Source organism: Cupriavidus sp. 8B (genome assembly GCF_054589115.1).
In genome coordinates this window covers 36560-62165 of sequence record NZ_BAAILO010000107.1, presented here as the reverse complement: position 1 = coordinate 62165, position 25606 = coordinate 36560, and the positions used below count along the sequence as shown (strand labels likewise).

Below are 25606 nucleotides of genomic sequence, written 5' to 3'. Positions count from 1 at the left end.
GCCTTATCCGAGGTAGCGTCGGCGTGCCGGCTTGAGCACAGCAATAGCCAGCAATGCTGTCGAAATGTCGAGGGCAATGGCGACACCAAATACCGGCATCCAGCTACCGAGTCTTTCGTGCATCAGGGCAGCGAGCGGTCCGCCCAGGATTGAACCAATGCCCTGGGAGATGTAGAGCCAGCCGTAATTGGTGGTTGCATAGCGCGTGCCGAACGTATCGGTCAACGTGGACGGAAAGAGCGAGAAGATCTCTCCCCAGCCGAGAAACACGACGCCGGACAACAGCACGAACAGCACGGCGTTCTCGCGGGTCAGGAGCCACAGCGCCATCGCCACTCCTTCCAGCGCGAAGGCGAAGCACATCGTGTTTTCGCGGCCCCACCGGTCGGACACCCAGCCAAACAGTGGGCGTGTCAAACCGTTAGTGAACCGATCGATCGTGAGTGCCAGCGGTAGCGCGGCCATGCCGAGCACGGTTACGCCCGCCACACCGAAGTCCTTGGCGAACGTGGCCATCTGCGATGTCACCATCAGCCCCGACGTGGACATCATCGTCATCATGCCGAAGAGGAGCCAGAACAACGGCGTGCGCAGCATCTGACGGGTCGGTACATCGCGGGCGGCCGGCCCGGCAATCTCACGGGCGGGGGCGTGCTCCGATAGCGCCATGCCACGCGGTGAACGCAAGCCCTGCGAGGCGATGAACCCGATGAAGGCGAACAGCAGGCCAAACTGCCACAAGGTCGCTTCGACCCCCTTCTCGGCTAACGCCGAGGCGATCGGGAAGGTCGTGGCGATGGCGCCCATGCCGTATCCCGCTGCGACCATGCCTACGGCAAGCCCGCGCCGATCGGGGAACCAGCGCACCATTTGACCCACCACACCGACGTAGACAATGCCCGTGCCCAGCCCGCCTACCACGCCATAGCTGAGATACAGCAAACCGACACTGTGCACCTGCGCTGCCAGGACCCAACTCAGACCGGATAGCACCGTGCCGAGCGCAATCAGCCTGCGCGGCCCGAAGCGTTCGATCAGTGCCCCCTGGAACGGTGAGAAGAATGTCTGCAGCACGATCAGCAGCGAGAACGTGATCTGCAACTCCGACAGCGGAACCCCCAGCTTGGCTGCCAGCGGCTTCGTAAACAGTGTCCAGACATACTGCGGGCTGGAAATCGCCATCATGCACAGCATGCCAAGTGCCAGCTGAATCCAGCGCACGCGCGCCGCCGGCAAGGCCACTGTGGCGCCGGTGGCTGCACTCTCTGCAACGGTATTCATCAATCTACTCCTGGGAACAAAGAAACAAGCGACTAAGACTGCCCCGCGAGGCCGCGGGCCCATGCACCATCCGGGCGCGCATTACCAGGCAGCAACGGCGCCATCGCTGCGGGGATCGAAGCCGCCCTCGTAGAGCCCGTTCGCTTGCAGCACGATAGCGCCGGCATGCCCCATGGTCTCGTCGTAAGGCTTCAATAGCTCGACCTCATGGCCAAGCGCACGCAGGGCGTTGCAAGTGGCTTGGGGAAACCGCGCTTCGAGCTTGAGGGTGTCTGTCGTCTGGCCCCAGGTGCGGCCCAGCAGCCAGCGAGGTGCGTCGATGGCTGCCTGCGGATTCATGCCGAAATGCACGATGCGCGAGAAGACCGCGCTTTGCGATTGCGGCTGACCGTCGCCGCCCATGTTTCCGTAGACGAGGGTGCGCCCGTCGGTGAGGCGGGCAAGCGCCGGGTTCAGTGTATGGAACGGCTTACGCCCCGGCGTCAACGGGTTGCGCGCGGCCGGGTCCAGCGAGAAGCTGCAGCCGCGGTTCTGCCAGTTGATGCCGGAGGCAGGCAGCACGATCCCGCTGCCGAACTCGTGATAGATGCTCTGGATGAAGCTAACTGCGACGCCGTCTCCATCGATCACGCCCATCCAGACCGTATCGGCTGGCCCTAGGCCCTGCCCCCAGGGCAGCGCTTGGTCGGGCCGGATACGCGCGGCCGCGGCATCGAGCCAAGCCGGTGTCAGGAGGTCCCGCGGATCCACGTCCATGAACGCGGGGTCTGTGATATGGCGGTCGCGCGCAAGGAAGGCTTGCTTGGTTGCCTCCACACAGGCGTGGACGAACGGCGCGCCGGTCTCGTCCATTCCACTGCCCAGCAGGCGGTCCAGCTGGCCCAGGATCTGCAGTGAGACCAGGCCCTGGGTAGGCGGCGGCATGTTATAGACCATGCCGCGAGAGTGCGCCAGAGCGAGCGGCTCCTTCCATACCGCGCGATGGTCTGAAAGATCCTTCAGGCTCAGCGGACTGCCAACTGCCGCCAGATCGCGCGCAATGCTCCGGGCAAGGTCGCCCTGGTAGAAATCGTCGAGGCCTGCCTCCGCCAGTTGCCGAAATGTAGCCGCCAAGCGCGGCTGGCAAAAGCGCGCTCCTGGCAACGGCACGCCGTCCGCGAGGAATGTTTCGGAAAATCCGGTAATTCCAGATAGTTCACCGGCCTTGGCGGCAACGCAGGTGGCCTGGCTATGCGTGACCGGCACCCCGTCGCTGGCATAGCCGATGGCGTCTGCAAGCAACCGCGAGAGTGGCATCCGCCCTCCGAGCACCTCGCGCGACCAGGTGCGTGCGGCACTCCAGCCGGATACCGTGCCGGCCACGGTGTTAGCCGCCAGGCCGCCCCGAAAAGGAATCGAGGTCAGGCCCGCTTGGCGATAGCGCTCGATGCTGGCAGCGCCTGCCGCCGCACCGCATGCCTCCAAGCCTCTGGGCGCCTCGTTCGGCCTAGCGATCAGCCAGAAGCTGTCGCCCCCGATACTGTTCATGTGCGGGTAGGCCACTGCGATGGTTGCTGCTGCAGCGATCATCGCTTCAACCGCGTTACCGCCCTCTCGCAAGACAGCTAATGCACTCTGAGAGGCTAAGGAATGCGGCGCCACGGCCATGCCGCGACTGCCACGAATCGGGTTCCGATGAAATGTCACGCTAAGCCACCGTAAATTATGTATACATAAATTTACGGTGGATGAAGCAACTTACATGCCCACGAACGGACCGCACTGCGCCGGCGACATTCAGCGCCGTCCCAGCCAAGCAGGGGATGGCAGCGGCGGGAAACTTCTCTGGCTAATGAGGGGGACTCAAGGTGAAAGCCTACGGCGCAGGGCTGCACCGTATCGGGTATCAACCGAAACGCCTGCGTCGCTGCGGTGCATCAGTAGTCGGTGGACGCCCCAGGCTGGTGCGGGCCTGCTCCAATCGCTCGGTGCTGAGCCGACTGACTTCGACGCGCCCTTCTTCGATATGGCCGGTCAAAAGTTCGACCGCTTGCGCGGTATCGAAAGCAGCCAGCGCAACCAGGATGCGTGCGTGTTCCTCATAAGTCAGATCGACGCGGTCGCCGTAGGCAAAGTCGAGTCGGCGGATGATTCGGATGCGGTCAGTCACTTGTTGATGAACCGCGGCTGCCTCCGGGTTACCTGCTGCGCATACGATTGCCCGATGAAAGGCCTCATCCAGGTCGGCGACCTGGTTACCGTCGCTCAGGCGTTGCGCGGGGGGAACTCGCCAAATCGCGTCCAGCACCGCCAGGCACGTACGGTCAACGCGCGGCGAAGCAGGCTGCTCACACAGGCGGGCGGCGGCATGCGTTTCCAGTAGGGTGCGCAGCTCATAGAGTGCCTCGAAGCGAGCCAAGTCGATTGGCACCACTTCCCATCCATTGCGATAATAGCCGCGCACCAGCCCCTCGGTCTGGAGCCGAAGCAGCGCCTCGCGCACGGGCGTGCGGGAAATGCCGAAACGCTCCGCAACATCGTTTTCCGTAAAGCGGTCACCAGGTAATAAGCGAAACGCAAAGATGTCATCCCGCAGGCTGTGATACGCAAGTTGAGAGCGCGACACTTCGCCGATCATTGCGGACCCGACCCCACTGGCGACGCTTCCAAGTCCATGCGTTGGTTCTTGGCGCTCCCAAGCGGCGCGCGTAACGCATTGAAAGCGTGGATCGGCGGTTGGAACGAAAACTTGCTTGGCAGGTAAGTCAAGTGTTGCATCAGATTGATAGCGAAATAGGCAACGCACCCCAGGGGGCCGGCGAAGTGCGCGGCGATACCGCGGCGCAACGGCACAGAATAGCATTCTTGTGAGGACCTCCGGAATGCCCTAAAACGGGTCGGATTGACCGGCCCACCCTGCCTGGCCGGTCGTGGACCGATCTGAGCGTCCTTCGCGATAGCGAGCCACCCACCCCGGGGTGCCGCCCCAACGCAACCTCATCGGCAATGACGGGTATCAAACGCGTATGCAAATGGCTGCACTTCACGCCCGTCGGGAGCCGCAGTGATCTGGCGCCCCCGAGCCGGGAGCACAAATCATGCGACGAAAATGACAATCTCGTAATTCACCCGTCACTCATTGGTCAGTATCGCCGCTGCATAGTGATGCCAATCATTGTTCGGACGACGCCTACCATCACCATATCGGGATGACGCATATGACTGCCCCCTGCCTTCCCACCCTGCGGGGCTACCGTTTGCGGTCTGGTCTGGTAGCGCTTATCGCTGTTTCCGGCATCTGTCACGCGCAAACTGCAGCCGCTGCGCGGGATCCCGATCTCAGCGCGCTAGCGCCTTCCCTTGGCAGCTGTGTCTCGTGCCATGGTGTATCGGGGGCCGGCACGGCAACTGGCGCGCCAAGGCTCGCGGGAAAGAATCCGGACTATCTTGCTCATGCACTGTCCATGTTCAAGGCAGGAACACGTGCGAGTGTTGTCATGCAAAGCGTTGCACATGACCTTTCCGATAGCGAAATAAGCAGCCTTGCGGTGTTCTTTTCAACCCAACATCCTCCGCGCGTCCAGGGCGAACACCCGCCCCCGCCCGCCCTGGTGATGGCCGGCAAGGAACTGGCCGAACTGGGCGCCGCTCCGGACGTTCCGGCTTGCTTCAGTTGCCATGCGGCCGATGGAAAAGGCAATGGCGCGCGCTATCCGAGCATTGCCGGCGAACCGGTGGCATTTCTCATCAACCGGCTTCACGAGTTCCAGGCCCGCGCGAAGGCGGGAACACCATCACCCGGAACAATGACGGCCGTGGCGGCAACGCTGAACGAGAGGCAGATTGAAGAGGCTGCGGCTTACCTCTCGGTGATCGATCCGTAATAGCCAGCATCACGCCAAGCCGCGCAATGCCCCCGCGGCACCCCCTGCTTCAGGCGACTATATCTCAGCAGGTCCGGGTGACCCTTTCCCCCGACGTTGGCACCGACGCGATCCCACCTCGCTAGCAGCCGGTATGGCGGCACCCCAGGTTCGGTTGCCTGCATGTTCGTCATCCCAACGCGCAAATCTGTTACGCAACAGATTCGTCGCCGTTGTATATAGCCTGACTGAAACCGCAATGTCACCATGGGCGCTCTTTAAGGGAAATGCCATGAATACCGCAGTTCGACACGACTTTCGTAGCGATACCGTCACCCGGCCAGGGCCGGCCATGCGCGCCACAATGGCTGCCGCGGAGGTGGGCGACGACGTCTTCGGCGACGACCCGACTGTAAAGAGACTGGAAGCCCGGATGGCTGACATGCTCGGGAAGGAGGCTGCACTGTTCGTGCCGTCGGGCACCCAGTCGAACCTCATCGCGCTCATGGCGCACTGCGAGCGCGGCGACGAGTACATCGTCGGCCAAGCGGCGCACTGCTACCGTTGGGAGGCGGGAGGCGCGGCGGTGCTGGGCAGCATCCAGCCCCAACCGCTGACCAACCAGGCCGACGGAACGCTACTGCTGGCGGATATCGAGAAGGCGATCAAGCCAGACGATCCGCACTTTGCACGCACGCGTCTGCTCGCACTCGAGAACACGATCGGCGGGAAGGTCCTTGCGCAGTCCTACGTCGACGCGGCGACGGCGGTGGCACGCCGGCAAGGGCTTGCCTGCCATCTGGACGGCGCCCGCGTGTTCAATGCGGCCGTGGCACTGGGTGTCTGCGCCGACACGCTGGCGCGACCGTTCGACACCGTCTCAGTGTGCTTGTCCAAGGGCCTCGGGGCGCCGGTCGGCTCGCTGTTAGTCGGTTCCGCGCCCATCATTGCCAAAGGACGACGCCTGCGCAAGATGCTCGGCGGAGGACTACGGCAGTCGGGGATTCTCGCTGCGGCCGGGCTATACGCGCTGGAACACAATGTGCAGCGACTCGCGGAGGACCATGCCAACGCACACACCCTCGCGCAAGGCCTCTCGGCGCTGCCGGGCCTGACCGTTTCCATGCCGGACACGAACATCGTTTTCGTGAATGTCGCCAAGGAGTTCGCGTCGGCCTTCGCGGAGCACCTCGCCAGACAGGGCATCGGCGTCACGTCCGCGTACGGCGCAACCCAGCAGCGCTGGGTCACGCACCTCGACGTCGGCAAGGAAGCGGTGGGAACTGCGCTCGCTGCCGCCAGCGACTTTTTCGCAGCCAAAACGGCCGGCACCATGGCCAGGTGAGGGCAGGCCATCTCGCGCGAGCCGACCATTTCCATCGCTGCTGCGATCACTGAAGAGAGACGCTTCAAGCAATCACGCTAAACCAAGGCAATCGAACCATGAAGGCTGAGAATTTTACGTTGCGCCACTACTTTGACCGGATAGGTTTCGAAGTACCTGCAGCGGTGGACATTGCAACAATCACCGGGATGATGAGGCGCCAGCTATTCACTGTTCCGTTCGAAAATCTGGATGTACAGGCAAGGAAAGGCGTTTCCCTGGTTCCCGAAGAAATCGTTGAGAAGATCCTCCATCGCAAGAGAGGCGGGTACTGCTACGAGGTGAACGGAATCTTCGCCATGGCCCTACAAGCGCTTGGCGTTCCATATCAGTTCGTTGCGGCCAGGCCGATGTTTTACCCGGTCAGGAGACCCAAGACCCATATGGCACTCGTGCTTACCGTGAACGACGCGCAATGGTTGTGTGATCTGGGCTTCGGCAGTTATGGGATCAGGGCTCCGATACGTCTGGATGTACTCGACGCTGAGGTCAAACAGGATTTCGACACCTTCATGCTGACCAGATCAAGTGAACAAGCGTATCTGCTGAAGGCGCTGGTTGACGGACGATGGGAAAATCAATATGCGTTCGACCTGTCTGCACAGGAGTGGATCGATTTTGTGCCCGCAAATTACCTGAATTCGACGCACCCGGACGCGATCTTTGTACAGAAGCTGCTGGTGATCCAACACAATGAGGCTGGCCGCAAGCTGCTGTTCGGCAATACACTGAAGATCATTACGAATGGTCACACCGAGCAAACACTCATCGGTTCCGAAGACGTTCAGCGTCTGTTGTCCTTCGAGTTTGGTCTCACCGTGCCGGAATGCTGACCGCAAGGCGCTTCGGCGGCTTCATTCCCTGACAATCATGTCTCAAACCGATCTCCCCCCCCACTTTCGCAACGCCCTTCCACTGGCGCTGGACAATGCCCAACCTCTTTGGGAGGTGGCACACCCACGAAGCAATACCACCCCGGCGCGCTGAACATCCTGGCTCCCTTCTCTTGCAGCATGGCTTGGCGGACAGTACCTTCGGCCGGTGGCGCGAGCCCTCGCTCCGAGATCGGCAAGCGCCCGCCCCCGCATATGGGCACCGGGCCAGCCTCAATGCGCCGCGTCGCCCCACCGACACTCGGCGTTGTATAGCCGAGTTGCGCCTTGTGTTCCGTATCGAGTGCAAGATCCGCAGCGGTTAGCAAATCCTACGCCTATCCCGATCGCCCTATCCCGATCGCCGCCCCAAAACTGAACTTCGCTCAATCAATAGCTTAATATTATTGAGCATTGTTCATCTGACTGTCACGTTCCTTGTCTAACCTTGCGTCTCAAGCGCTTACCCCGCTCCTGGGCAACAGCGCACAAACGCCATCGGCACACAAGGATTTGCAATGAAGACGATTCTCCCGCGCGCGGTTGCTGCGCTTTTCGCCACCGTAGTGATGGCCGCAAGCATCCAGGTCCATGCTCAATCGGCTGCCGATGGGTCCAAGGCACACCCACTGCGCGTGCTGTTGATCCCCGCCGATGGCGGCACCGAATCGGGAACCAAGGCTGACTATGCACCGGTCTTCAATGCCATTACCCGCAGCACGGGCCTGAATTTCGATCTGAAAGTCGGTCAATCGTATGGCGCAGTCGTGGAAGGGATGTGCAACCAGCTAGCGGAGATCGCGTTCTTCGGCCCGGTTTCTTATGTGCAGGCGCACCAGCGCGGCTGCGCGCAGCTGTTAGCCGTGGGGGTCGAGAATGGGCAATCCATCTACTACGCGGGCATGTTTGCCAAGTCGAACGCACCGATTAACAGCCTGCGGGATCTCAAGGGGAAGCGCGCGGCATTCGGTGACGTGAACTCGGCATCCAGTTTCACATTCCAGATGGCATCCATGCTGAGCGATGGCATGAATCCGGCGCGCGACCTGGCCGAGTTGCGCCTGACTGGCAGCCACGCCAGCAGTTTGGCAGCGCTGGTGCAAGGGCAGGTTGATGCCGCAGCCCTGTCGTTCGATTCCTTCGACAAGGCGGTACGCCAAGGTGCGGTGGATCCGTCCACCGTCAAGGTGATTTTCAAGAGCGAACCGATTCCGTATCCGCCGCTGGCCATGAACACCAAGCTCCCCGAGGCGCTCAAGGCCGAATTGAAAAAGGCGTTCGCCAACGTGCACAAAGCGCCTGGCGTGACGCCAGAGATGATCCGAGGATACGGCGGTGCCAAGATCCAGCGCTACGACACTCAGTTCTCCGAAGCGCAGTTCGCCGGCCCCGCATCCAAGATGACCCTGCTTTCCGACGAGATCAAGGCCGAGATACTGAACAAGGCCTCGCAGCGTTGAACTGCGCTCAGACGGAGATGGGAATGCTTGGTTATGAATCAGTTGGCATGCGCTATGCCGACGGCACCGCGGCGCTCAAGTCCGTGTCGATGCTGGTGCAGCGGGGACAGTTTTGCGTGCTGCTGGGATCCTCGGGCGCGGGTAAGTCAACCTTGCTGCGCATGGCCAATGGCCTGGTCGTGCCAACGCAGGGCACGGTGCGTGTCGACGGCGTCCAACTGGACGCCAGGACGCTGCACGCTGTGCGCCCTCGCATAGGCATGGTGCACCAGCAATTCAATTTGGTCGCGCGAGCTACGGTGGCGATGAATGTGCTTTGTGGCGCGCTGCCGGTCCTGCCGGCGTGGCGCGCCTTGCTGGCGCGCTTTCCTGCCGATGTGCGTGCCCGGGCCTGCGAACTCATCGAGCAGGTTGGGCTCGCACCGGAGCATCTGCATCGGCGGGTGAGCGATCTGTCGGGCGGACAGCAGCAACGGGTCGGTATTGCGCGAGCGTTCATGCTCAATCCGCCGCTATTGCTTGCCGATGAGCCTGTGGCTAGCCTGGACCCGCGCATCAGCCGGGAGATACTTTCCTTGCTGCGCACGCAAGCCCGTGAGCGCGGGACGACGGTGCTTTGCAGCCTGCACCAGGTCGACCTGGCACGCGAGTACGCCGACCGCATCGTGGCGTTGCGTGGCGGCGAGGTGATGTTTGACGGCCCCGCCACGGCGTTTGACGACACGATCGCGCATTCCTTGTACGAGGCGGGCATCGCGCCCGCCGGCCAGGACGCTCGTGCACCGGTTGCGGCCTCGCCCGCCGCGTCGGTGGCCAATTTGCAAATGCAGGAGGTGTGATGCAAAACCCCGCATCCGACGCACGCTGGAACCTTGGCCATCCCTACGGCGCCAAAACCGTGCTTGCCTTGCTTGTGACGCTGATTCTCTGCCTATACGTGGGGCAACGCGTGGAAATGGGCAAGATGGTGGCGCTAACCGCAGATGGCTTGCTGGCTTCGGTGGGCATAAAGCCGCAGTCGCAGGTGACCACGGGTCTCGGGCATCTGGCGCACAGCCTGTTTCCCATCCAGATATCCGAGCGGGTTGAGGTAGCTCGCATCGAAAATTTCGATCCGACGCAATTGCCCTGGCTGGCTCACCTGGAAACCGTTGGGGTTAGTGAATCAAAGCTGAATCCCGATACCTTGCGCATGGAAACGATCGTAGCGCCGCGTGAGTATCTGGTCGAGCCCGTGGGTTACTTGTGGCAGGTGGTGGTGAAGATGATCGAGACCTTCGAGATCGCGATCTGGGCCACCTTGCTTGCGATAGGCGCGAGCCTGCCGCTGGCTTACTTTAGCGCCCGAAACTACACGCCAAATCGCGCGTTCTACGTGACCGCACGCAGCCTCGTCAGCTTGTTTCGCTCCATGCCGGAGTTGATCAGTGCGCTATTCCTGGTACTGGCCTACGGCTTTGGGCCCATCGCGGGTGTGCTCGCGTTGGCGATCCATTCAATGGGCTTTCTGGGTAAGTTCTACGCGGAGGACATTGAGACTGCCGATCCCAAACCACAGGAGGCGTTGCGCGCGATCGGGGCCGGCAAGCTAAAAGTGCTGGCGTATGGAGTGGGTCCTCAGGTCATGCCCCAATTCATCGCGTACACCCTATACATCCTGGATCGCAACGTGCGCATGGCCACGGTTGTCGGCCTGGTGGGCGCGGGGGGCATCGGCCAGGAATTGAAAGGGCGCTACGACATGTACCAGTACGCCCATGTGGGCACGATCCTCGTGGCAATTTTCATAACCGTGTTCTTGCTGGATCAACTTGCCGCGCGGATGCGCCGCAAGCTGGCCTGACACTAACTATTGCCGGGATTGTGCGATGTGAGGGGCGCTCAATTCTATCGTGGGCTCTATGCGCTCGAGCACGACGCGCCTTCCCCTGTTGCTTTCTCTTCCCTGAGCCGGTGCGCCATGCCACATCCAAGCCTGCCGGCTTTGCTTCCCCATGGTTACATTCAAGGAAAACTCCATGAAAACAAGTTCGTCCCGTAACGGCCTGGCTGTCGCGGCCGCACTCTTGTGCCTGATTCTGACCGCCTGCGGCGGCGGCGGCGACTCCTCCGCACCACCGACCAACCAGCCCCCCGCCAGCCCTGGCCCGCAAGCGGCACCAACACTCCATTGCGCGCCCTGACAAGAGACGTCTTCCACCCACCATCCATCCATTGACACCAATCATGACTAACCGACGCGATTTCCTACGCAGATCCGCCAGCGCCGTTGGCGCGGTCTCGGCCCTGTCCATGCTTCCTGCCTCAATCCGGAAGGCACTCGCCGTCAACGCCGCGGTTGACACCGGCACCATCCAGGATGTCAAGCATATCGTGATTCTGATGCTGGAGAATCGCGGCTTCGACCACTACTTCGGCGCCCTGCGTGGCGTACGTGGCTATGGCGACCGCTTCCCGATACCGCTCCAGAGCGGTAAGGACGTTTGGTTCCAGTCGGACGGTACGAAAGAGATTCCGCCCTACCACATGGACAGGACCACGACCAAGGCGCTGCAATCACCGAGCACGCCGCACAGCTTCAGGGACTCGCAGGCCGCCTGGGACCAGGGCAAGATGGGGTTCTGGCCGCGCTTCAAGACCCAGTACACGATGGGTTACCTTCGCCGTGAAGACATCCCCTTCCAGTACGCGCTGGCCGACGCCTTTACAATTTGCGATGGCTACCACTGCTCCGTCACCAGCGGCACCGACCCCAACCGCGTGGTCTTCTTCTCAGGCTCCAGCTTCGACCCTGTGCTCGCCAAGCAGGGCATCAACAGCAACGACCGGACCTCGGAGCCCGACAACGACCGCTGCTGGATCACCGGTACCATGCCGAACCCGGGCTACACCTATGCGGACAACGCACTCACTTGGCTAACGCTGCCGGACGTGCTCCAGAACGCTGGCGTGAGCTGGAAGATCTACCAGAATACCAACGACAACTGGACCGGCGCCATGCACGGCGGCCTGGCATTCCAGAGCTTCCGCAATGCGCAGCCCGGCTCGGCATTGTATGTGAAGGGCATGACGGACTATTCGATAGCCGACTTGCGCAATGACGTGGTCAATGACACGCTGCCCGCGGTCTCGTGGATACTGTGCTCGGCCGCGAACTCCGAGCACTCCGGCGCCAGCGACCCGGCGATCGGCGCTAACTATACGGCGCAGGTGCTTGAAGCCGTGACTGCCAACCCCGAGGTCTGGGCCAAAACCGTGTTCTTCCTCACCTATGACGAGAACGATGGCCTATTCGACCACCTGCCGGCGCCGGCACCACCCTCGTACAACGCTGATGGCACGCTTGCCGGCAAGGCAACGTTGCCGCTCGACGGCGAGTACTTCTCCGATCCGACACGCGCCAAACTCCTCGCCAGTGACACCATCAGCGGTACCGTGCGCCCGTTTGGCCTGGGCGCACGCGTACCAATGTATGTGATCTCACCATGGAGCAAGGGTGGCTGGGTCAACTCGCAGGTTTTCGACCACACCTCCGTGGGCATGTTTCTCGAGAAGCGTTTCGGCGTCACCGTCGACGCCATCAGCCCGTGGCACCGCGCAGTATGCGGCGACCTGACCTCCTGTTTTGACTTCGTGTCGCCCAACGATCCGAAGTGGCCGGCATTGCCCGACACGAGTAATTACGCCGCAGTCCTAGCCGCGCAGAGCTCGCTGCCCACTCCGAACGCACCGGCCACGCCACAGCCGCTGTTCCAGGAACAAGGCACCCGCTTTTCGCGCGCGCTGCCCTACGAGTTGCACACCAGCGCACGCATCCAACCAAACGGCTTGGTGTCGCTGACGTTCAGTAACACCGGCACTCAGGGCGCGGTGTTCCACGTCTACGACAAGCTGCACCTCGACCGAATTCCTCGCCGCTACACCGTGGAAGCCGGCAAGATGCTGACCGACGATTGGAACACCAGCGCGACCGACAGCGGAAAGTATGAACTGTGGGTATATGGCACCAACGGATTCGTGCGCACCTTCAAGGGCGATGCACTCGCCAGTAGCGCGGCCGACTTCCAGCCCGAAGTCCAGGTCTGCTACGAGCCGGTCAATGGCCAGGTCTATGTGAAGGTGCACAACACCGGCGCCAAGGGCGGCACGGCGACGGTCCAGTCCAACGCCTACCGCACCGACGGCCCGTGGACTCTGGATGTGGCAGCAGGCGCGACTGGTGTGCTGAACTGGGACCTGGGCCAAAGCGGCCGCTGGTACGACTTTACCGTCACGGCCGCCAACTTCGAGCGCCGATTCTCGGGCCGCGTCGAAACCGGCAAGCCCAGCGTCAGCGATCCCGCCATGGCACTTCACCTATAGGTCTGATTGTGAGGACCCATATGGGTCAAGGAAGCTTCTTCCCGGGATGCAGCGTTCCGTATCGGCGGTGACCTGACACAACTGCTTTTTGTCTTGCATGGCATCCAATTGGCCGCCATGCAGGACTAAAGACGCGGCCAAACGTGAAGGGCGCAGTTTCTTCAATTCCAATGCATGTAGCAATGACAGATAACGGACTTTCGTCCTTGGGCAATCGTACGTCCCCCGTTTCGGGCTTCGCGCCCGCGGTGCGGTCACCTTGGCACGACCCGGCATGGCGTTACATTATCGATCTGGACGGCACGCTGATCCGCGACGGCGCGGCGATGCCGGGCGCGGCTGCGCTGCTTGAGGCGCTGCACGGGCGCTACGCAATCGTGTCGAACAACTCCACTGACACGGCGGTCGGCATGTCACGCAAGCTACGGAAAATGGGCCTTGTCGTTGCGCCCGCGCAGCTTGTGCTGGCGGGCGAGATGACTGTGAACTGCCTGTGGCAAACCTCCCCCAGCGCGCGTGTGTTTTTGCTCGGCAGCCCGGTTTTGCGACGCTATGCCCAGCGGGTGGGCTGCCGGCTGGTGGAGCAGGACCCGGACGTTGTGCTGCTGGCGCTCGACCGCGCCTTCAACTACCGCAAATTGCTGCTAGCGGTGAACGTGCTGCGCACCGGCGCACGGTTGATCGTCACGAACCCCGATCTCAGCCATCCCGGCGGCAACGGCTGGCGCGTGCCGGAAACCGGTACGCTGTTGGCGGCGTTAATAGCCTGCGCCGACGTGCGTCCCGTGTGCATTATCGGCAAACCTTCAGATGTGCTGTTTCGGGAGGGCTTGCGACGGTTGCGGGCGACCCCGGCGCAGACACTCATGATCGGCGACAATCCGGCAACCGATGCTGCGGGCGCTGTGGCGATGGGTATGTCCTATCTTCTCCTCGGAACGGGGCCTGAGGCGGAAGCGGAAACGCCCGCGCAGTTGCTTGAGACATGGGGCACTGGGCGTACGCACCTGCAACCCGGTCTCAGTAGCGTTTGAGCGACAGTACGTCGAAGGTGTGGCGGATCGTCTTGACCGCGCGATCGTAGTCGCTCAGGGCGAGGCACGCGATCAATACATCGATGATCGCCAGCTGCGCCAGGCGGCTGGTCATCGCCTCGGTGCGAAACTGGGTTTCGCGTGCCATCGTGAGCAGCACCACGTCGGAGAAGGCCTGGATCGGCGATTTACCGAAATTGGTAATGCAAATGGTATGCGCGCCGGCTTCCTTCGCCAGTCGCGTCGCAGTCACGGTTTCATGCGTGCTGCCGGAATGGGAGATGGTCAGTACGGCGACATCGGGCCCGGTCAGCGCAGCGCTGATTACCTGCATATGCGAATCGATAACGGCCTTAACGTTGAGGCCGATTCGCAGCATGCGGTAGTGCGCGTCTTCGGCGATCGTTGCCGCACTGCCGATGCCGTAGATCTCGATGCGCTTGGCCTTCTTCAGGATGCGCACCGCACGCTCCAGCGCCCCTACATCGAGTGTTGACTGCGTGTCGTGCAGGGTCTGCACATTGCTCTGGAAAATCTTGCGCACGACAGCGGCAGCGTTGTCGTTCGGTTCCAGGTCTTCGTGAATCATTTGCACGGGCCGCACAGTCTCCTGCGCCAACACTATCTTCAACTGCTGAAAGCCCGTGGCACCGAGCGTCTTGCACAGGCCGACCACGCTACCCTCGCTGGCGCCCGTGCGCTCAGCCACTTCGCTGACCGACATATGCATCACTTCCGCCGGATGTTGTGCGATAAAGTCGGCAATGCGCTGGCCGGTAGCGCCCAGCGTGTCGCGGATGCTTTCGATCCGCGCCACAATGGCCGTCAGCGCCGGTTGCAGCGGTTTCACGGGGGCCTTCTTCGAAGGTGTCTTTTTCGTTGGCATGGAGTGGATGTCGCTCGCGCGTCCGCCATTGCGGACAGATCGCCGCCATTGTAGAGGACCTTGGCGTCGAAAGCGTTGACTATCATCCACATACGCCCTACCCGCGTGCGACGGGCATAGCCTGCAAGCCTCATTGCCTGTCTTCCGGCTTGTACAACAGACGGACGCGCGGCGTCCATTCCGTCATGGCATCAATGGGAACAACGGGACCGGGCAGACGCTGAAAGTCGAAACGGGACAATACCGGCGATGTCAGCCCGGGGGCGTCCACACTGAGTATCTGCTCTGGCTCGAAAAACTCGTCGAATGCCGCGCGGAAATGGCCGCGCGATTTCACCACCACAGTGCGCGCCGCCGCGATGTCGATGCCGAACATCTCGAAAAACATGGGCTCGTGGCATTGATGACGGATGCTGATCACCACCACCTGCACGCCGCCAACCTGCAGCAAGGCCGAGGGGCCCAGGTTAAAGCTGCAGCCAGCCAACTGCCCCCGCCGTCCGACGCCTTTTCCGGAATGCAAGCGCAGCACTGTAGCGGGCGCGCTGAACGGCACCGAGTATGTGGCGGTTTCCGCGCGATTGAAGCGAGCGGTGAACGAAGCACCGACGCCAAGCGCATGCGCCTCTGCGCTCAGTGACGGATCCGTGACAACGCCCAGGATCGCGTTATTGACGTCCCCTTCCAACAGCGCCTGCAGCAGGAATGGCGTGTTGCCGCGCCCTCCCCCACCCGGGTTGTCGGCCACATCGGCCAAGAGTACCGCGTGCAGTGAAGGCGAGCGGCCCGCCGTCCGGGCCAAAGCCACAGCTTGTTCGAGCGGCACCAACTCGGGCGTGAAGGCAGCCCGTCCTTCCCATGCGGGCGTGACCAGGTCCAGGGCAGTTCGACGCGCGAACTCGGCATCGTTACGGGTCGAAACGATCACCGTCATGCCATTCTTTGGCGTGTCTCCAAAGACGAATCCGCCCAGGGCCGAAATATTGATGATTCTTGGATCATCCAATGCTTCTGCCGCGTGGATCATGTCCGCGTACGGCCCAGTACCGGGCGCGGTCAACAGCTGCGTCGGTGGTGCGCAAACGGGCATGCGCACGTGGGCCACGGTCACGCGCATGCCTCGCAGCAGTTCCATCAGCACTTCGGCCGCTTCCGTCCCCCGTTCTGCCATGTCGGTATGGGGATTACGGCGATAGGAAATGAGCGTGTCAACCTGGTCGACCATCCGGTCGGACACATTCGCATGCAGATCGACGGTGGCTACGATGGGCACCAAGGGGCCAACGATGGACCGCGCCATTTCGAAGACGAGGCCGTCCGGGTCATCCTCCTCCGTGGTAATGGCGGCGCCATGTTCGCAGATGTAGACAGCGTCCAACGGCAAAGCGGCACGTAGTCCCCGCTCGAAGATAGCTAGCGTCTCGGCGAAGAAAGCGTGATCGACGGGGCCACCCGATTCTGCGTTGGCGAACAGGATCGGCACGGGGGTCCATGCACCGTTGGCATCCATGCGCCGGACGAAGGCTGGGATCTCTGGCGTCATGGCAGGTGCGGGACTGCGGGCATCGGCCAGCAACGCGTCTCCGGCCAGGTAAGCGCGGTCCACGAAGTCGTCCCGCGTGGAAACCGGGGCAAAGCGGTTCGATTCGATAGCGAAGCCTAGGATTGCAATGCGGGGGCTAGACATGGTCGTCGGGATGTTCAGTTCATTTTTGGGATATGCGCGGATTCGATGACGCCGGTCCATTTCTTCTGCTCGCTGGCGACGAATCGCGCGAAATCTTCGCGGGTGCCGGTGCCTGCCGATGCGTTGGCGTCGGTCAACTCCTTGCGCAAGGCGTCGGTCTTCAGCACTTTCTCCAGCGCGGCGCTAACCCGGTCGACGATCGGCTGTGGCGTGCCCTTGGGAAATACCAGACCGCCCCACGAGACGTTCTCGTAGCCTTTCAGTCCGGACTCGTCCAGGGTCGGCAGATTGGGATAGAGTGGAATACGCTCGCGGCTGGTGATCGCCAGCGCGCGCAGCTTGCCGCTTTTGACGAGCGGCCATGCGACCGAGGCATTGGTAAACGTGTAGTCAAGCCGGCCGCCGGCGAGGTCGGTGAGGGACGGCGGGTCGCCGTTGTACGGGATGAACAACACGTCGATACCGGCCATCTTCTTGAACAGCTCGCCGCCCATGTGGCCACTGCTGCCGGTACCCGCCGCGGCGTATGACAGCTTGCCGGGCTCCTTCTTGGCCAGCGCAATCAGTTCGGCGACGTTCTTGATCGGGGAGTCGCCACGAACCACGAGCAGGTTGTAGATCGAGAACATGCGGCCCACGGGCACAAAGTCCCGTTGCACATCATAGGGAAGCTTTCTGAACAGGCCGGGGTTGACGGCCAGGGTGTTGATGTTGCCATAGCCAATCGTGTACCCGTCCGGCGCGGCGCGCTTGAGCATCGCCATGCCGATGTTGCCTGCGGCGCCCGGGCGATTGTCGACAACGAAGTTGGCGTTGGTCGCTCTCGCGAGGTGACTCAGCACAATGCGGCTTAGTACGTCGCCCGATCCACCGGCAGCAGAGGGAACGATCACGGTGACTGGCTTATGAGGCCACGGGTCCTCCGCCGCCTGGGCGGACGAGGTGAGACTGCCGGCCGCACCAAAGGCGAAAGCAGCGAAAGCAGCGAAGGCGGTCGTGAATCGCATGATGCGATCTACGGGAGAAAGGTGGGTGAGGCGCTTGAATTTCATGATTCTTCCTAAAGTCTTTCCCTGCCATTGCTCGTGACAAGCAGGCGGTCCGGGCAATGATCTACTCGTTTGTGTGTCAGGATTGGCCTCCTCCCTGCGCGATTGAACGCGCCTGCACCAGTCGATCGATGCGGGGGCCACAGCGGCTGGCCGCGCTGGCCAAGCCTGCCGGAGTGACGACGCGTACGTCGCCGCGCAATTCACCAGCCATGGAAACGCTCCCAGGTCGTGAGCGTTCCGCCCTCAGCGAGCGCTCGGTACTCGGGGAACTGCGCTCCTGTTGCGCAGGCGTGGTTCGGAAGAATGCGCAGGCGCGTACCTACCGGAAAGCGATGGGAGATGTCCGCGTCGGGCCCACCTTCGCGCGACACGATGCCGTGCTCCTGGTTAGCGCCGCTCAGCAGGTGGCCTGGCAACACCGTGCCGTCTATCGTGCAGACCTGCCCATATCCATAGTCCTGCTTCTGCTTCTGGGTTCCGCGATCGCGGCTCATGGCCATCCACCCTGCGTCCACGATGATCCAACCCTTGTCACTCTGATGGCCTATCACCGTCGTCAGTACACTAAGCGCTATCTCATCCGTAGTGCAGACACCGATGTTGTTCATCACCAGGTCAAAGAGAACATAGACGCCGGCCCGCACCTCGGTTACCCCCTGGAGTTGCGCGGCGGCAAGTGCCGTCGGGGTCGAGCCGACACTAACCCCCGGGCATGGAAGGCCCGCCGCGCGCAGACGCTCCGCCGCGCGCAAGCAGCCGACGCGTTCGCGCTCGGCCAAGGCCGTCAACGCTTCAGGCGTATCGAGTTCGTAGCTCGAGCCAGCGTGGGTCAACACGCCACCGAGGCGCATGCCCCCGTCCTGCAATGCGTGGCCGACCTCCAATAGCACGGGGTCTTCAGGCTGGATACCCGAGCGGTGGCCGTCGGTGTCGATCTCGATCCACACATCGAAGGCCTCACCGTTCGCTTTGCCGAAGTCAGCAATCGCCTGAGCCGATACCAGGCCGTCGGTAAGTATCTTCAGATTGCATCCGCGCCGGCGCAATGCCAGTGCCTGGGGAAGCCGGTGCGGTGCCATGCCAACCGCGTAGAAAATGTCCGTGACACCCGCGGCAAGGAAGTGCTCGGCTTCCTTGAGCGTGGAGACAGTGATTCCAAGCGCGCCGGCCGCGAGCTGGGCGCGCACGACAGGCGTGCATTTGCTGGTTTTTACATGCGGCCGGAACCGCACGCCCAGCATATCCATGCGCTGCTGCATCCGATCGATGTTGTGCTGCATGCGCTCCAAGTCAATAATCGCTGCAGGCGTGTCAACGGTGTGAAGGGAAAAGTACATGTCGAACGAAAAGGAAAATCGGTTGCAGGCTGGTGGGTCACGGAAATGCACGCCTGTAAAGAGCGAGCCCAAGTCCTCCGTCGCGGCGTCGGCGCGCGATGAGGGTGAGACCGGTGAGTATGTAGCCACTGTAGTCAGCCAAGTCCTCTCCGTGGTTAAATGCCTGGAAATCAATTGTTAAGCTGAATTGAATGATCCGCATCGAGGACTTACAGCTTGTGTCCGCGTTGGCAAGGGCGCCATCGCTCAGCGCCGCAGCGCGCGCGCTCGACGTTACCCCGCCGGCGCTGTCCATGCGCCTACGCAAACTGGAGACAACGCTCGGACTTGCACTTGCCACGCGTACCGCTCATCGCCTCAGCCTGACCCCGGAAGGCGAGCGCTTCGCACACGAAGCCGAGCTGCTGCTACGGCAGTTGGAGTCGCTGCCCGAGTCCTTCCAGCGCGATGACCGGCAGTTGACTGGAATTCTCCGAATCTCCGCCCCCTTTGGCTATGGTCGCCAACGCATCGCGCCGATGCTCGCGCGGTTCGCGCGACTCCATCCTGGACTACGGCTGCAACTGGACCTGCGGGAGACACCATGGCCGGACCGTCACGACGCGGACGCGGTGGTCCACGTCGGCACAGTGAAGGAATCTTCGTGGATTGCCCGCACGCTGGCCGCCAATGAGCGATGGCTGTGTGCCAGCCCTGGCTACCTGAGCGCGCACGGGGTGCCCCGGGTGCCGCGCGATCTGCTGACGCATGCTTGCATCTGCATCCGCGAAAACGATGAGGACGTGACACTGTGGCATGTCCGAAAGGCATCAACAAATGCGCACCGGCGGCAAAACCCTGGAGAAACGCTTCGCGTCGCACCGGCCTATACCACTAACGACGGAAGCGTCGCTCGCCACTGGGCGGAAAAAGGCATGGGATTGGTTCTGCGGTCAGAATGGGATGCCGCCGAGGCGATCGCTAGCGGCGCACTGGTGCGCGTGCTGGCCGACTGGCAGTTCGACAGTGCGCCCGTCACCCTTCTTGTTCCGACGCGCAAGGGCCGTACCGCCCGCGTGCAGGCCCTTCTGCAATTTTTTGAACAGACGCTGGTTCAGCGAACCGAGAGCGCTGGCGACTGAGATCGGGCAAGCGATGGTGCGGTGATGGCGCGCATCACGGCAGCGCGTGCGATGCGCTTGTTTGCTCCCCTCTCCTGCACGGCGGGAGAGGGGTTGGGGGAGAGGGCGGGCAATCTCAAGAGCGAGGCGCATCACGTGGAGCGAGCGCCCGCCCTCTCCACCGGCCCTTCAACTCAGGCGCAGACACGTCCTACTCGAACACCGGCCGGAAGAAACTACGCTCGTAGCTGACGATGCATTGCGTCTCCTGCGCGTAGCGAAACGCGGCCTGGCACTCCGGATCGTCGAAGGACTTGTTGCGATACCGCCTCGTACAGCGCAAGGCTGGGGAAGGAGAACAAGGCCAGCGCCACATTGTTGGCACCTTCCGACGGCAGGAAGTAGCCGTGATGCTGGCCGCCGAATTTTTCGACCAGCGGAATCCACAGCTTGCCGTAGTGCTCGAATTCCTTGAGCTTGTTGGGGTCGACGATATAGCGCAGGTAGCAGGTGATCATATTGGGTTGGTGATCCTGTGGTGCGGTTGATGTGGGTCTTGCACAGACGATACGGCCTTCTCTTGCCTCAGCCGCCCGCCGCGCCACCGCCAAACCCGATGACTTCCGACGCCAGCGCCCGGATCGGCCGGCCGAAGCTGGTGATGGCCGACAGCGTGGCATTGTGGTGGCGCCGGATCAGCTCGGCGCCGGCGTGCGGCTTGTCGTGCGTGGTGTGTGCGTCGGCGGCGAGCGTGATCGAATAGCCAAGCCCGGCGGCGCGGCGCACGGTGGTGTCCACGCAGAACTCGGTGGCATAGCCGCAGATGACCAGATGCCTGGCCTGCAAGCGATCCAGCAGCGCGGCGAGCTCGGTATGCAGGAAGGCGTCGGGCGTGGTCTTGCGCACAAGATGGTCTTGCGCCTGTACGACCAGCGTGCGCTCCAGCGCCCAGCCCGGCGAACCGAACGACAGCGCGCCGCCATCCTCGTGCTGCACGAACACCACCGGCACGCCGGCTGCGCGCGCCCGTTGCGTGAGGCCGTTGATGCGGCCGAGCACGACATCGGCATCGCCCGGCCGTGGCGCATCGTCGAACAGGCCACGTTGTACGTCAATCACGATCAGAGCGGTTTGCATCGAACGAAGGGCGGATGGCCATTGGCGGGACAGCCGCCAGCATAAGCGACCCTCCGCGCCACCGCAATGCAAGGTCCCGCCCTGGACTCAGTGCCCCGAAATCAATGCATGGGCTGCGAGGCCAGCTTGACCCCACCGTTCGCCGGCGTCCCCCGATCGAGCCGGATGGCCAGCAGCGCCACCGCCACTGCCACCACCGGCACCAGTGCCGCCACCCAGGTCACGGCACCTAGCCCCGGTCCGCGCGTAATGACCACGCCACCCAGCCACGCACCAATGGCGTTGCCCAGGTTGAAGGCCGCGATATTGAAGCTCGACGCCAGGCTCTGCCCTGCGCCGCTGGCGCGCTCCAGCACCCATATCTGCAGCGGCGCCACTGTTGCGAAGGCGGCCACCCCAAGCAGGCCGACAAAGATCACGGAGAGCACCTTGCTGTGCAGGACAAAACCCATCAGCCCGAGCACCACGGCCAGCGCCAGCATGCTGCCGAGCACGGTGGCCTGCAGATGGCGGTCGGCCAGCTTGCCGCCAAGCAGGTTGCCGGCCACCAGGCCCACGCCGAAGACCAGCAGGATGGGCGAGACGGCACTGTCGGCAAAGCCGGTGATCTGCGTCAGGATCGGCGCGATATACGTGAACACCGCGAACACGCCGGCGTAGCCCAGCACCGTGGTCAGCAGCCCCAGCAGCACCGGCCGGCGCATCAGTGCGCGCAGGTCGCGGCGCAGGTCGGGGGCTTCCGGCGCTGCGCGCTCGGCCGGCACTGCCAGGGCAATCACCAGCACCGCCAGCAGGCCGACGGCGGCCACCGCCCAAAAGCTGGCGCGCCAGCCATGGGCCTGGCCGAGCCAGGTGCCGAACGGCACGCCCAGCACGCTCGCCACCGTCAGCCCGGTGAACATCACGGCAATGGCCGAGGCGCGCTTGTGCGGCGCCACCAGCCCGGTGGCGACCACCGAGCCCACGCCAAAGAAGGTGCCGTGCGCCAGCGCGGTGAGCACCCGCGCTGCCATCAGCAACTCGTAGTTCGGCGCCAGCGCGCAGGCCGCGTTGCCGATGGTGAAGATCACCATCAGGCCCAGCAGCGCCGTCTTGCGCGGCCAGCGGGCGGTCAGCGCGGTCATGATCGGTGCGCCGGCCACCACGCCGAGCGCATAGCCGGAAATCAGCAGGCCCGCCGCCGCGATGGAGACCCCAAGGTCGGTCCCGACCTCGAGCAGCAGGCCCATGATGATGAATTCTGTGACGCCGATGCCGAAGGCGCCGGCGGTCAAGGCATAGAGAGCGAGTGGCATAGGGAGTATGTGAAGCGGATTACGTGCGACCCGGGAAGTCGGTGCAGCATGGAGCGGAGTATGGGGACGGGGAGATTGGTGCGGTAGACTGCCCGCACGAACAACATTTATGAATTGAATTCACAATGTCCAGGCTCGATGTCAACCGCTCCGGCGAGATGGAAGTGTTCGTGCGGGTGGTGGAGCTGGGTGGCTTCTCCGCCGCCGCGCGCGCCTTGCGCATGACGCCGTCGGCCGTCAGCAAGCTGGTGGCACGGCTGGAGACCCGGCTCGGCGCGCGCCTGGTCAACCGCTCCACGCGCCGCATCGAGCTCACGGCGGAAGGCAGCGCCTTCTACGAGCGCGCCGTGCGCGTGCTGGCCGACCTGGACGACGCTGAGCGCGGCGCCGCCGCCAGCGCCGCGCCCCATGGCCGCGTGCGCATCAACGCCAACGTGCCCTTTGGCGATCACTTCCTGCTGCCGTTGGTGCCGGCCTTCCTGGCGCTGTATCCGGACATCCAGCTCGATATCGTGCTGACCGACCAGGTCATCGACCTGATGGAGGAGCGCACCGACGTAGCAATCCGCGCCGGCGCGCTGAAGAGCTCGCAACTGGTGGCCCGCAAGCTGGGCGAGACCCGCATGGTGGTGGTGGGCGCGCCCGCCTACCTGGCGCGTTGCGGCACGCCCCGCGTGCCCGCCGACCTGGCCGGGCACAACTGCTTGAAGCTGGGCTATGCGCGCGCGATCGAAGGCTGGCCGATGCTGGAAGACGGGCAACCCACCATGGTGGCGCCAATCGGCAATGCCATGACCAGCAATGGCGACGCGCTGCGGCGGATCGTGGTGGGCGGGCTGGGCCTGGCCAGGATGGCCGTGTTCCAGGTGCGCGAGGACATCGCCGCAGGGAGGCTGGTGCCGCTGCTGGAAGCCTTCAACCCCGGCGACCTGGAAGCGGTGCACGCCGTGTACCTTGGCCAGGGCCGCCATTTGCCGGCACGGGTGCGGGCGTTGCTGGATTTTCTGGCGGAGCGGGTGGAGATGGGTTAGAGGCTCGCGGCTCGCGGCTCGATTAGTGATTAGTGCCAAGGCACCCTACAGCCCCTTCTCCACCATTTCCAGCAGCCGCTGCCCGATCTGGTGCGCCTGCCCCGGCGACATCGCCACCATGCGCAGCGGCCCGTCGATGACCAGCATCGACAAGCCATGCACGGCGGACCACGCGAGGTATTCGGCGCCGGGCCGGCGCGCGGCGGGCAGCACGCCGGCCGCCACCATCCGGTCCAGCGCCGCGCCCAGCAACTGGTAGGGGTTCAGCCCGCTGTTGCCCGCCTTGTCCGGGACCGGCACGCCTTCCAGCTCATCCGGCACCGAGAATGCCGTACGGAACAGCCCGGGCTCGGCGAGTGCGAACTGCATGTAGCCTTTGCCGACCGCGCGCAGGCTGGCGCGGGCGAACTCCGCGGGCGGCGCGCTGTCGTCCAGCACGGCAAGCTCGGCCTCGATGGCTTGCGCCAGCGCCGCGAGCGCGGCGGCACGCACCGCCTGCAACAGGTCCTGGCGGCTGGCGAAGTGCCGGTAGGCGGCGTTGGGCACGACCCCGGCGCGCCGGGTGGCCTCGCGCAACACGACGGCATCCGGGCCGCCATCGCGCGCCAGTTCCATGCCGGCGTCGAGCAGCGCGCGACGCAGGTCGCCATGCCGATAGGTGCTGCGGGGCGTTGGGGTGGCAGAGGTGGCAGAGGTGGTGGATACCGCCGAATCCGCAGGAACGGCAGTGCCGCTGGCATCGGCCGAATCCGTCGAGCTCGCGATGCGCGCGATGCGCGGGGTGCGCGGGGTGCGCGGGATGCGTGAAGAGCGCTTTGCGCCGGTCATTTCCTCACCATGTGGACAGCGTCCATTTTCTTTACTATTGTAGTGGACAGTGTACACAATGATTGGCCGGATCGTCGCCACGACCCCCGCGTTCCCTTCATGCAAGGAGCAAGGATGGCAAATACCTCCACCTCCCAGCCCTCGTCGCACCCTGGCAGCGAAGCCGAGGTGCGTGCCCTGGTCGACACGTGGGTCAACGCCGTGCGCGCGAAAGACGCCGTTGTCATGATGCGCAACTATGCTGAAGACGTGGTCATCTTCGATGTGGTGCCGCCTGTGCACTCCCGTGGCGTGGCGCCATACCGCGAGCGCTGGCAGCAGTGGTTCGACAGCCTGGAAGGCCCAGTCGGTTTCGAGATGGCCGAGATGCACCTGACGGCCGGCGAGGACCTGGCTTTTTGGTACAGCGTCGGCCGGATCAGCAGCACGCCCAAGGGCGGCGCCCCTCAGCAAGCCTGGGTGCGCGCCACCGTTTGTTTTCGCAAGATCGCCGGCCGATGGCTGGTTGTGCACGAGCACGCATCGATGCCGGTGAGTTTCAACGCCTGACGCGTTTCAACCCTGAAAGTGGAAAGGAGACAAGATGCTAGTCCAACCCTATCTGTTCTTTGAAGGCCGTTGCGAGGAGGCGGCTGAGTTCTACAAGCGCGCCGTGGGCGCGGAAGTGATCATGATGATGCGCTTCAAGGAGGCCCCCCCGCCGGAGTCTCCCCCGCCCGAGGGCGCTTGCGCGCCCGCGGCCGGCACTGAAGAAAAGATCATGCACATGTCGATGCGCATCGGCGAGACCACGGTGATGATGTCCGATGGACGGTGCACGGGCAAGCCCGATTTCCAGGGCTTCTCGCTGTCCGTGACCGTGCCTGATGTGGCCAGCGCCGATCGCGTGTTCAACGCCCTGGCCGAGGGCGGGCAGGTAATGATGCCGCTGGGCAAGACGTTCTACTCGCCGCGCTTCGGCATGACGGCGGACCGCTTTGGCCTGATGTGGATGGTCATCGTCCTGGAGTCCTGAGCC

23 protein-coding genes and 2 pseudogenes are annotated in these 25606 nt (G+C 63.2%); 14 read left to right on the top strand and 11 right to left on the bottom strand.

Annotation, left to right across the window (positions count from 1 at the left end; all coding sequences use genetic code 11):
- Positions 1-3: 3 nt before the first annotated feature.
- The 3 genes from oxlT to ACYP5B_RS12050 all read right to left on the bottom strand — a co-directional run bounded on the left by oxlT (position 4) and on the right by ACYP5B_RS12050 (position 3898).
- Positions 4-1281, bottom strand: a complete 1278-nt coding sequence (oxlT, locus tag ACYP5B_RS12060) for an oxalate/formate MFS antiporter (RefSeq protein ID WP_459569762.1) — start codon at positions 1279-1281, stop codon at positions 4-6.
- Positions 1282-1362: 81 nt separating this feature from the next.
- Entirely contained in the window at positions 1363-2928 is a 1566-nt protein-coding gene (locus ACYP5B_RS12055; RefSeq protein ID WP_459569783.1) for a gamma-glutamyltransferase family protein, read from the bottom strand.
- Between the two features lie 238 nt (positions 2929-3166).
- On the bottom strand, positions 3167-3898 hold the full coding sequence (locus ACYP5B_RS12050) for a GntR family transcriptional regulator (RefSeq protein WP_400096204.1): 732 nt from the start codon (positions 3896-3898) through the stop codon (positions 3167-3169).
- A 571-nt stretch (positions 3899-4469) separates the two neighbouring features.
- Between ACYP5B_RS12050 and ACYP5B_RS12045 the strand changes: the two are divergent.
- The 10 genes and pseudogenes from ACYP5B_RS12045 to ACYP5B_RS12000 all read left to right on the top strand — a co-directional run.
- Positions 4470-4739, top strand: a pseudogene (locus tag ACYP5B_RS12045) (c-type cytochrome); the annotation flags it as partial.
- Positions 4740-4757: 18 nt separating this feature from the next.
- On the top strand, positions 4758-5144 hold the full coding sequence (locus ACYP5B_RS12040; RefSeq protein WP_459569782.1) for a c-type cytochrome: 387 nt from the start codon (positions 4758-4760) through the stop codon (positions 5142-5144).
- 271 nt (positions 5145-5415) lie between these two features.
- Complete coding sequence (gene ltaE, locus ACYP5B_RS12035) at positions 5416-6468, top strand: low-specificity L-threonine aldolase (protein ID WP_400096205.1); 1053 nt, start codon at positions 5416-5418, stop codon at positions 6466-6468.
- Positions 6469-6566: 98 nt separating this feature from the next.
- The gene (locus ACYP5B_RS12030) at positions 6567-7340 is read left to right on the top strand and encodes an arylamine N-acetyltransferase family protein (protein WP_400096206.1); all 774 of its coding nucleotides are present in this window, start codon (positions 6567-6569) and stop codon (positions 7338-7340) included.
- Positions 7341-7897: 557 nt separating this feature from the next.
- A complete protein-coding gene (locus tag ACYP5B_RS12025) occupies positions 7898-8839 on the top strand; it encodes a phosphate/phosphite/phosphonate ABC transporter substrate-binding protein (RefSeq protein WP_400096207.1) in 942 nt (313 codons plus the stop codon).
- A gap of 23 nt (positions 8840-8862) precedes the next feature.
- Positions 8863-9678 carry a phosphonate ABC transporter ATP-binding protein gene (locus ACYP5B_RS12020; RefSeq protein ID WP_459569761.1) on the top strand — a complete coding sequence of 272 codons (816 nt, stop codon included), beginning with the start codon at positions 8863-8865 and terminating at the stop codon, positions 9676-9678.
- Complete coding sequence (gene phnE, locus ACYP5B_RS12015) at positions 9678-10682, top strand: phosphonate ABC transporter, permease protein PhnE (protein ID WP_459569760.1); 1005 nt, start codon at positions 9678-9680, stop codon at positions 10680-10682. Before ACYP5B_RS12020 ends, phnE begins: the two co-directional genes overlap by 1 nt.
- Positions 10683-10857: 175 nt before the next feature.
- On the top strand, positions 10858-11022 hold the full coding sequence (locus ACYP5B_RS12010; protein WP_459569759.1) for a hypothetical protein: 165 nt from the start codon (positions 10858-10860) through the stop codon (positions 11020-11022).
- Positions 11023-11065: 43 nt separating this feature from the next.
- Entirely contained in the window at positions 11066-13201 is a 2136-nt protein-coding gene (locus ACYP5B_RS12005; protein ID WP_459569758.1) for a phosphocholine-specific phospholipase C, read from the top strand.
- A 206-nt stretch (positions 13202-13407) separates the two neighbouring features.
- Entirely contained in the window at positions 13408-14235 is an 828-nt protein-coding gene (locus ACYP5B_RS12000; RefSeq protein WP_459569757.1) for an HAD-IIA family hydrolase, read from the top strand.
- On the opposite strand, the gene ACYP5B_RS11995 is transcribed toward ACYP5B_RS12000, so the two are convergent.
- From ACYP5B_RS11995 to ACYP5B_RS11980, 4 genes are all read right to left on the bottom strand, one after another.
- Positions 14222-15055 (bottom strand): MurR/RpiR family transcriptional regulator, encoded by an 834-nt coding sequence (locus tag ACYP5B_RS11995; RefSeq protein WP_400096232.1) that lies wholly within the window; start codon positions 15053-15055, stop codon positions 14222-14224. The genes ACYP5B_RS12000 and ACYP5B_RS11995 overlap by 14 nt on opposite strands.
- 196 nt (positions 15056-15251) lie before the next feature.
- Positions 15252-16868, bottom strand: a complete 1617-nt coding sequence (locus ACYP5B_RS11990; protein ID WP_459569756.1) for a M81 family metallopeptidase — start codon at positions 16866-16868, stop codon at positions 15252-15254.
- Positions 16823-17860, bottom strand: coding sequence for a Bug family tripartite tricarboxylate transporter substrate binding protein (locus ACYP5B_RS11985; RefSeq protein ID WP_459569755.1), 1038 nt, complete (start codon positions 17858-17860; stop codon positions 16823-16825). Before ACYP5B_RS11985 ends, ACYP5B_RS11990 begins: the two co-directional genes overlap by 46 nt.
- Positions 17861-18060: 200 nt before the next feature.
- On the bottom strand, positions 18061-19197 hold the full coding sequence (locus tag ACYP5B_RS11980; protein WP_459569781.1) for a DSD1 family PLP-dependent enzyme: 1137 nt from the start codon (positions 19195-19197) through the stop codon (positions 18061-18063).
- 191 nt (positions 19198-19388) lie between these two features.
- On the opposite strand from ACYP5B_RS11980, the gene ACYP5B_RS11975 reads away from it, so the two are divergent.
- Positions 19389-20318: a LysR family transcriptional regulator gene (locus ACYP5B_RS11975; RefSeq protein ID WP_459569754.1), complete on the top strand. Its 930-nt coding sequence runs from the start codon at positions 19389-19391 to the stop codon at positions 20316-20318.
- Positions 20319-20508: 190 nt separating this feature from the next.
- On the opposite strand, the pseudogene ACYP5B_RS11970 reads toward ACYP5B_RS11975, so the two are convergent.
- The 3 genes and pseudogenes from ACYP5B_RS11970 to ACYP5B_RS11960 form a co-directional block, all read right to left on the bottom strand.
- Positions 20509-20815: pseudogene (locus ACYP5B_RS11970) on the bottom strand (NIPSNAP family protein).
- A gap of 67 nt (positions 20816-20882) precedes the next feature.
- Positions 20883-21434: a cysteine hydrolase family protein gene (locus ACYP5B_RS11965; protein WP_459569753.1), complete on the bottom strand. Its 552-nt coding sequence runs from the start codon at positions 21432-21434 to the stop codon at positions 20883-20885.
- Between the two features lie 101 nt (positions 21435-21535).
- A complete protein-coding gene (locus ACYP5B_RS11960) occupies positions 21536-22729 on the bottom strand; it encodes an MFS transporter (protein WP_459569752.1) in 1194 nt (397 codons plus the stop codon).
- Between the two features lie 125 nt (positions 22730-22854).
- Here ACYP5B_RS11960 and ACYP5B_RS11955 point away from each other — a divergent pair, with 125 nt between their 5' ends.
- Positions 22855-23760: a LysR family transcriptional regulator gene (locus ACYP5B_RS11955; protein ID WP_459569751.1), complete on the top strand. Its 906-nt coding sequence runs from the start codon at positions 22855-22857 to the stop codon at positions 23758-23760.
- A gap of 45 nt (positions 23761-23805) precedes the next feature.
- On the opposite strand, the gene ACYP5B_RS11950 is transcribed toward ACYP5B_RS11955, so the two are convergent.
- The gene (locus ACYP5B_RS11950) at positions 23806-24588 is read right to left on the bottom strand and encodes a TetR/AcrR family transcriptional regulator (protein ID WP_459569749.1); all 783 of its coding nucleotides are present in this window, start codon (positions 24586-24588) and stop codon (positions 23806-23808) included.
- A gap of 114 nt (positions 24589-24702) precedes the next feature.
- Between ACYP5B_RS11950 and ACYP5B_RS11945 the strand changes: the two genes are divergently transcribed.
- Both ACYP5B_RS11945 and ACYP5B_RS11940 read left to right on the top strand, forming a co-directional pair.
- Entirely contained in the window at positions 24703-25137 is a 435-nt protein-coding gene (locus ACYP5B_RS11945; RefSeq protein WP_400096220.1) for a YybH family protein, read from the top strand.
- Positions 25138-25171: 34 nt separating this feature from the next.
- On the top strand, positions 25172-25603 hold the full coding sequence (locus tag ACYP5B_RS11940) for a VOC family protein (protein ID WP_318236496.1): 432 nt from the start codon (positions 25172-25174) through the stop codon (positions 25601-25603).
- The last annotated feature ends 3 nt before the right edge of the window (positions 25604-25606 follow it).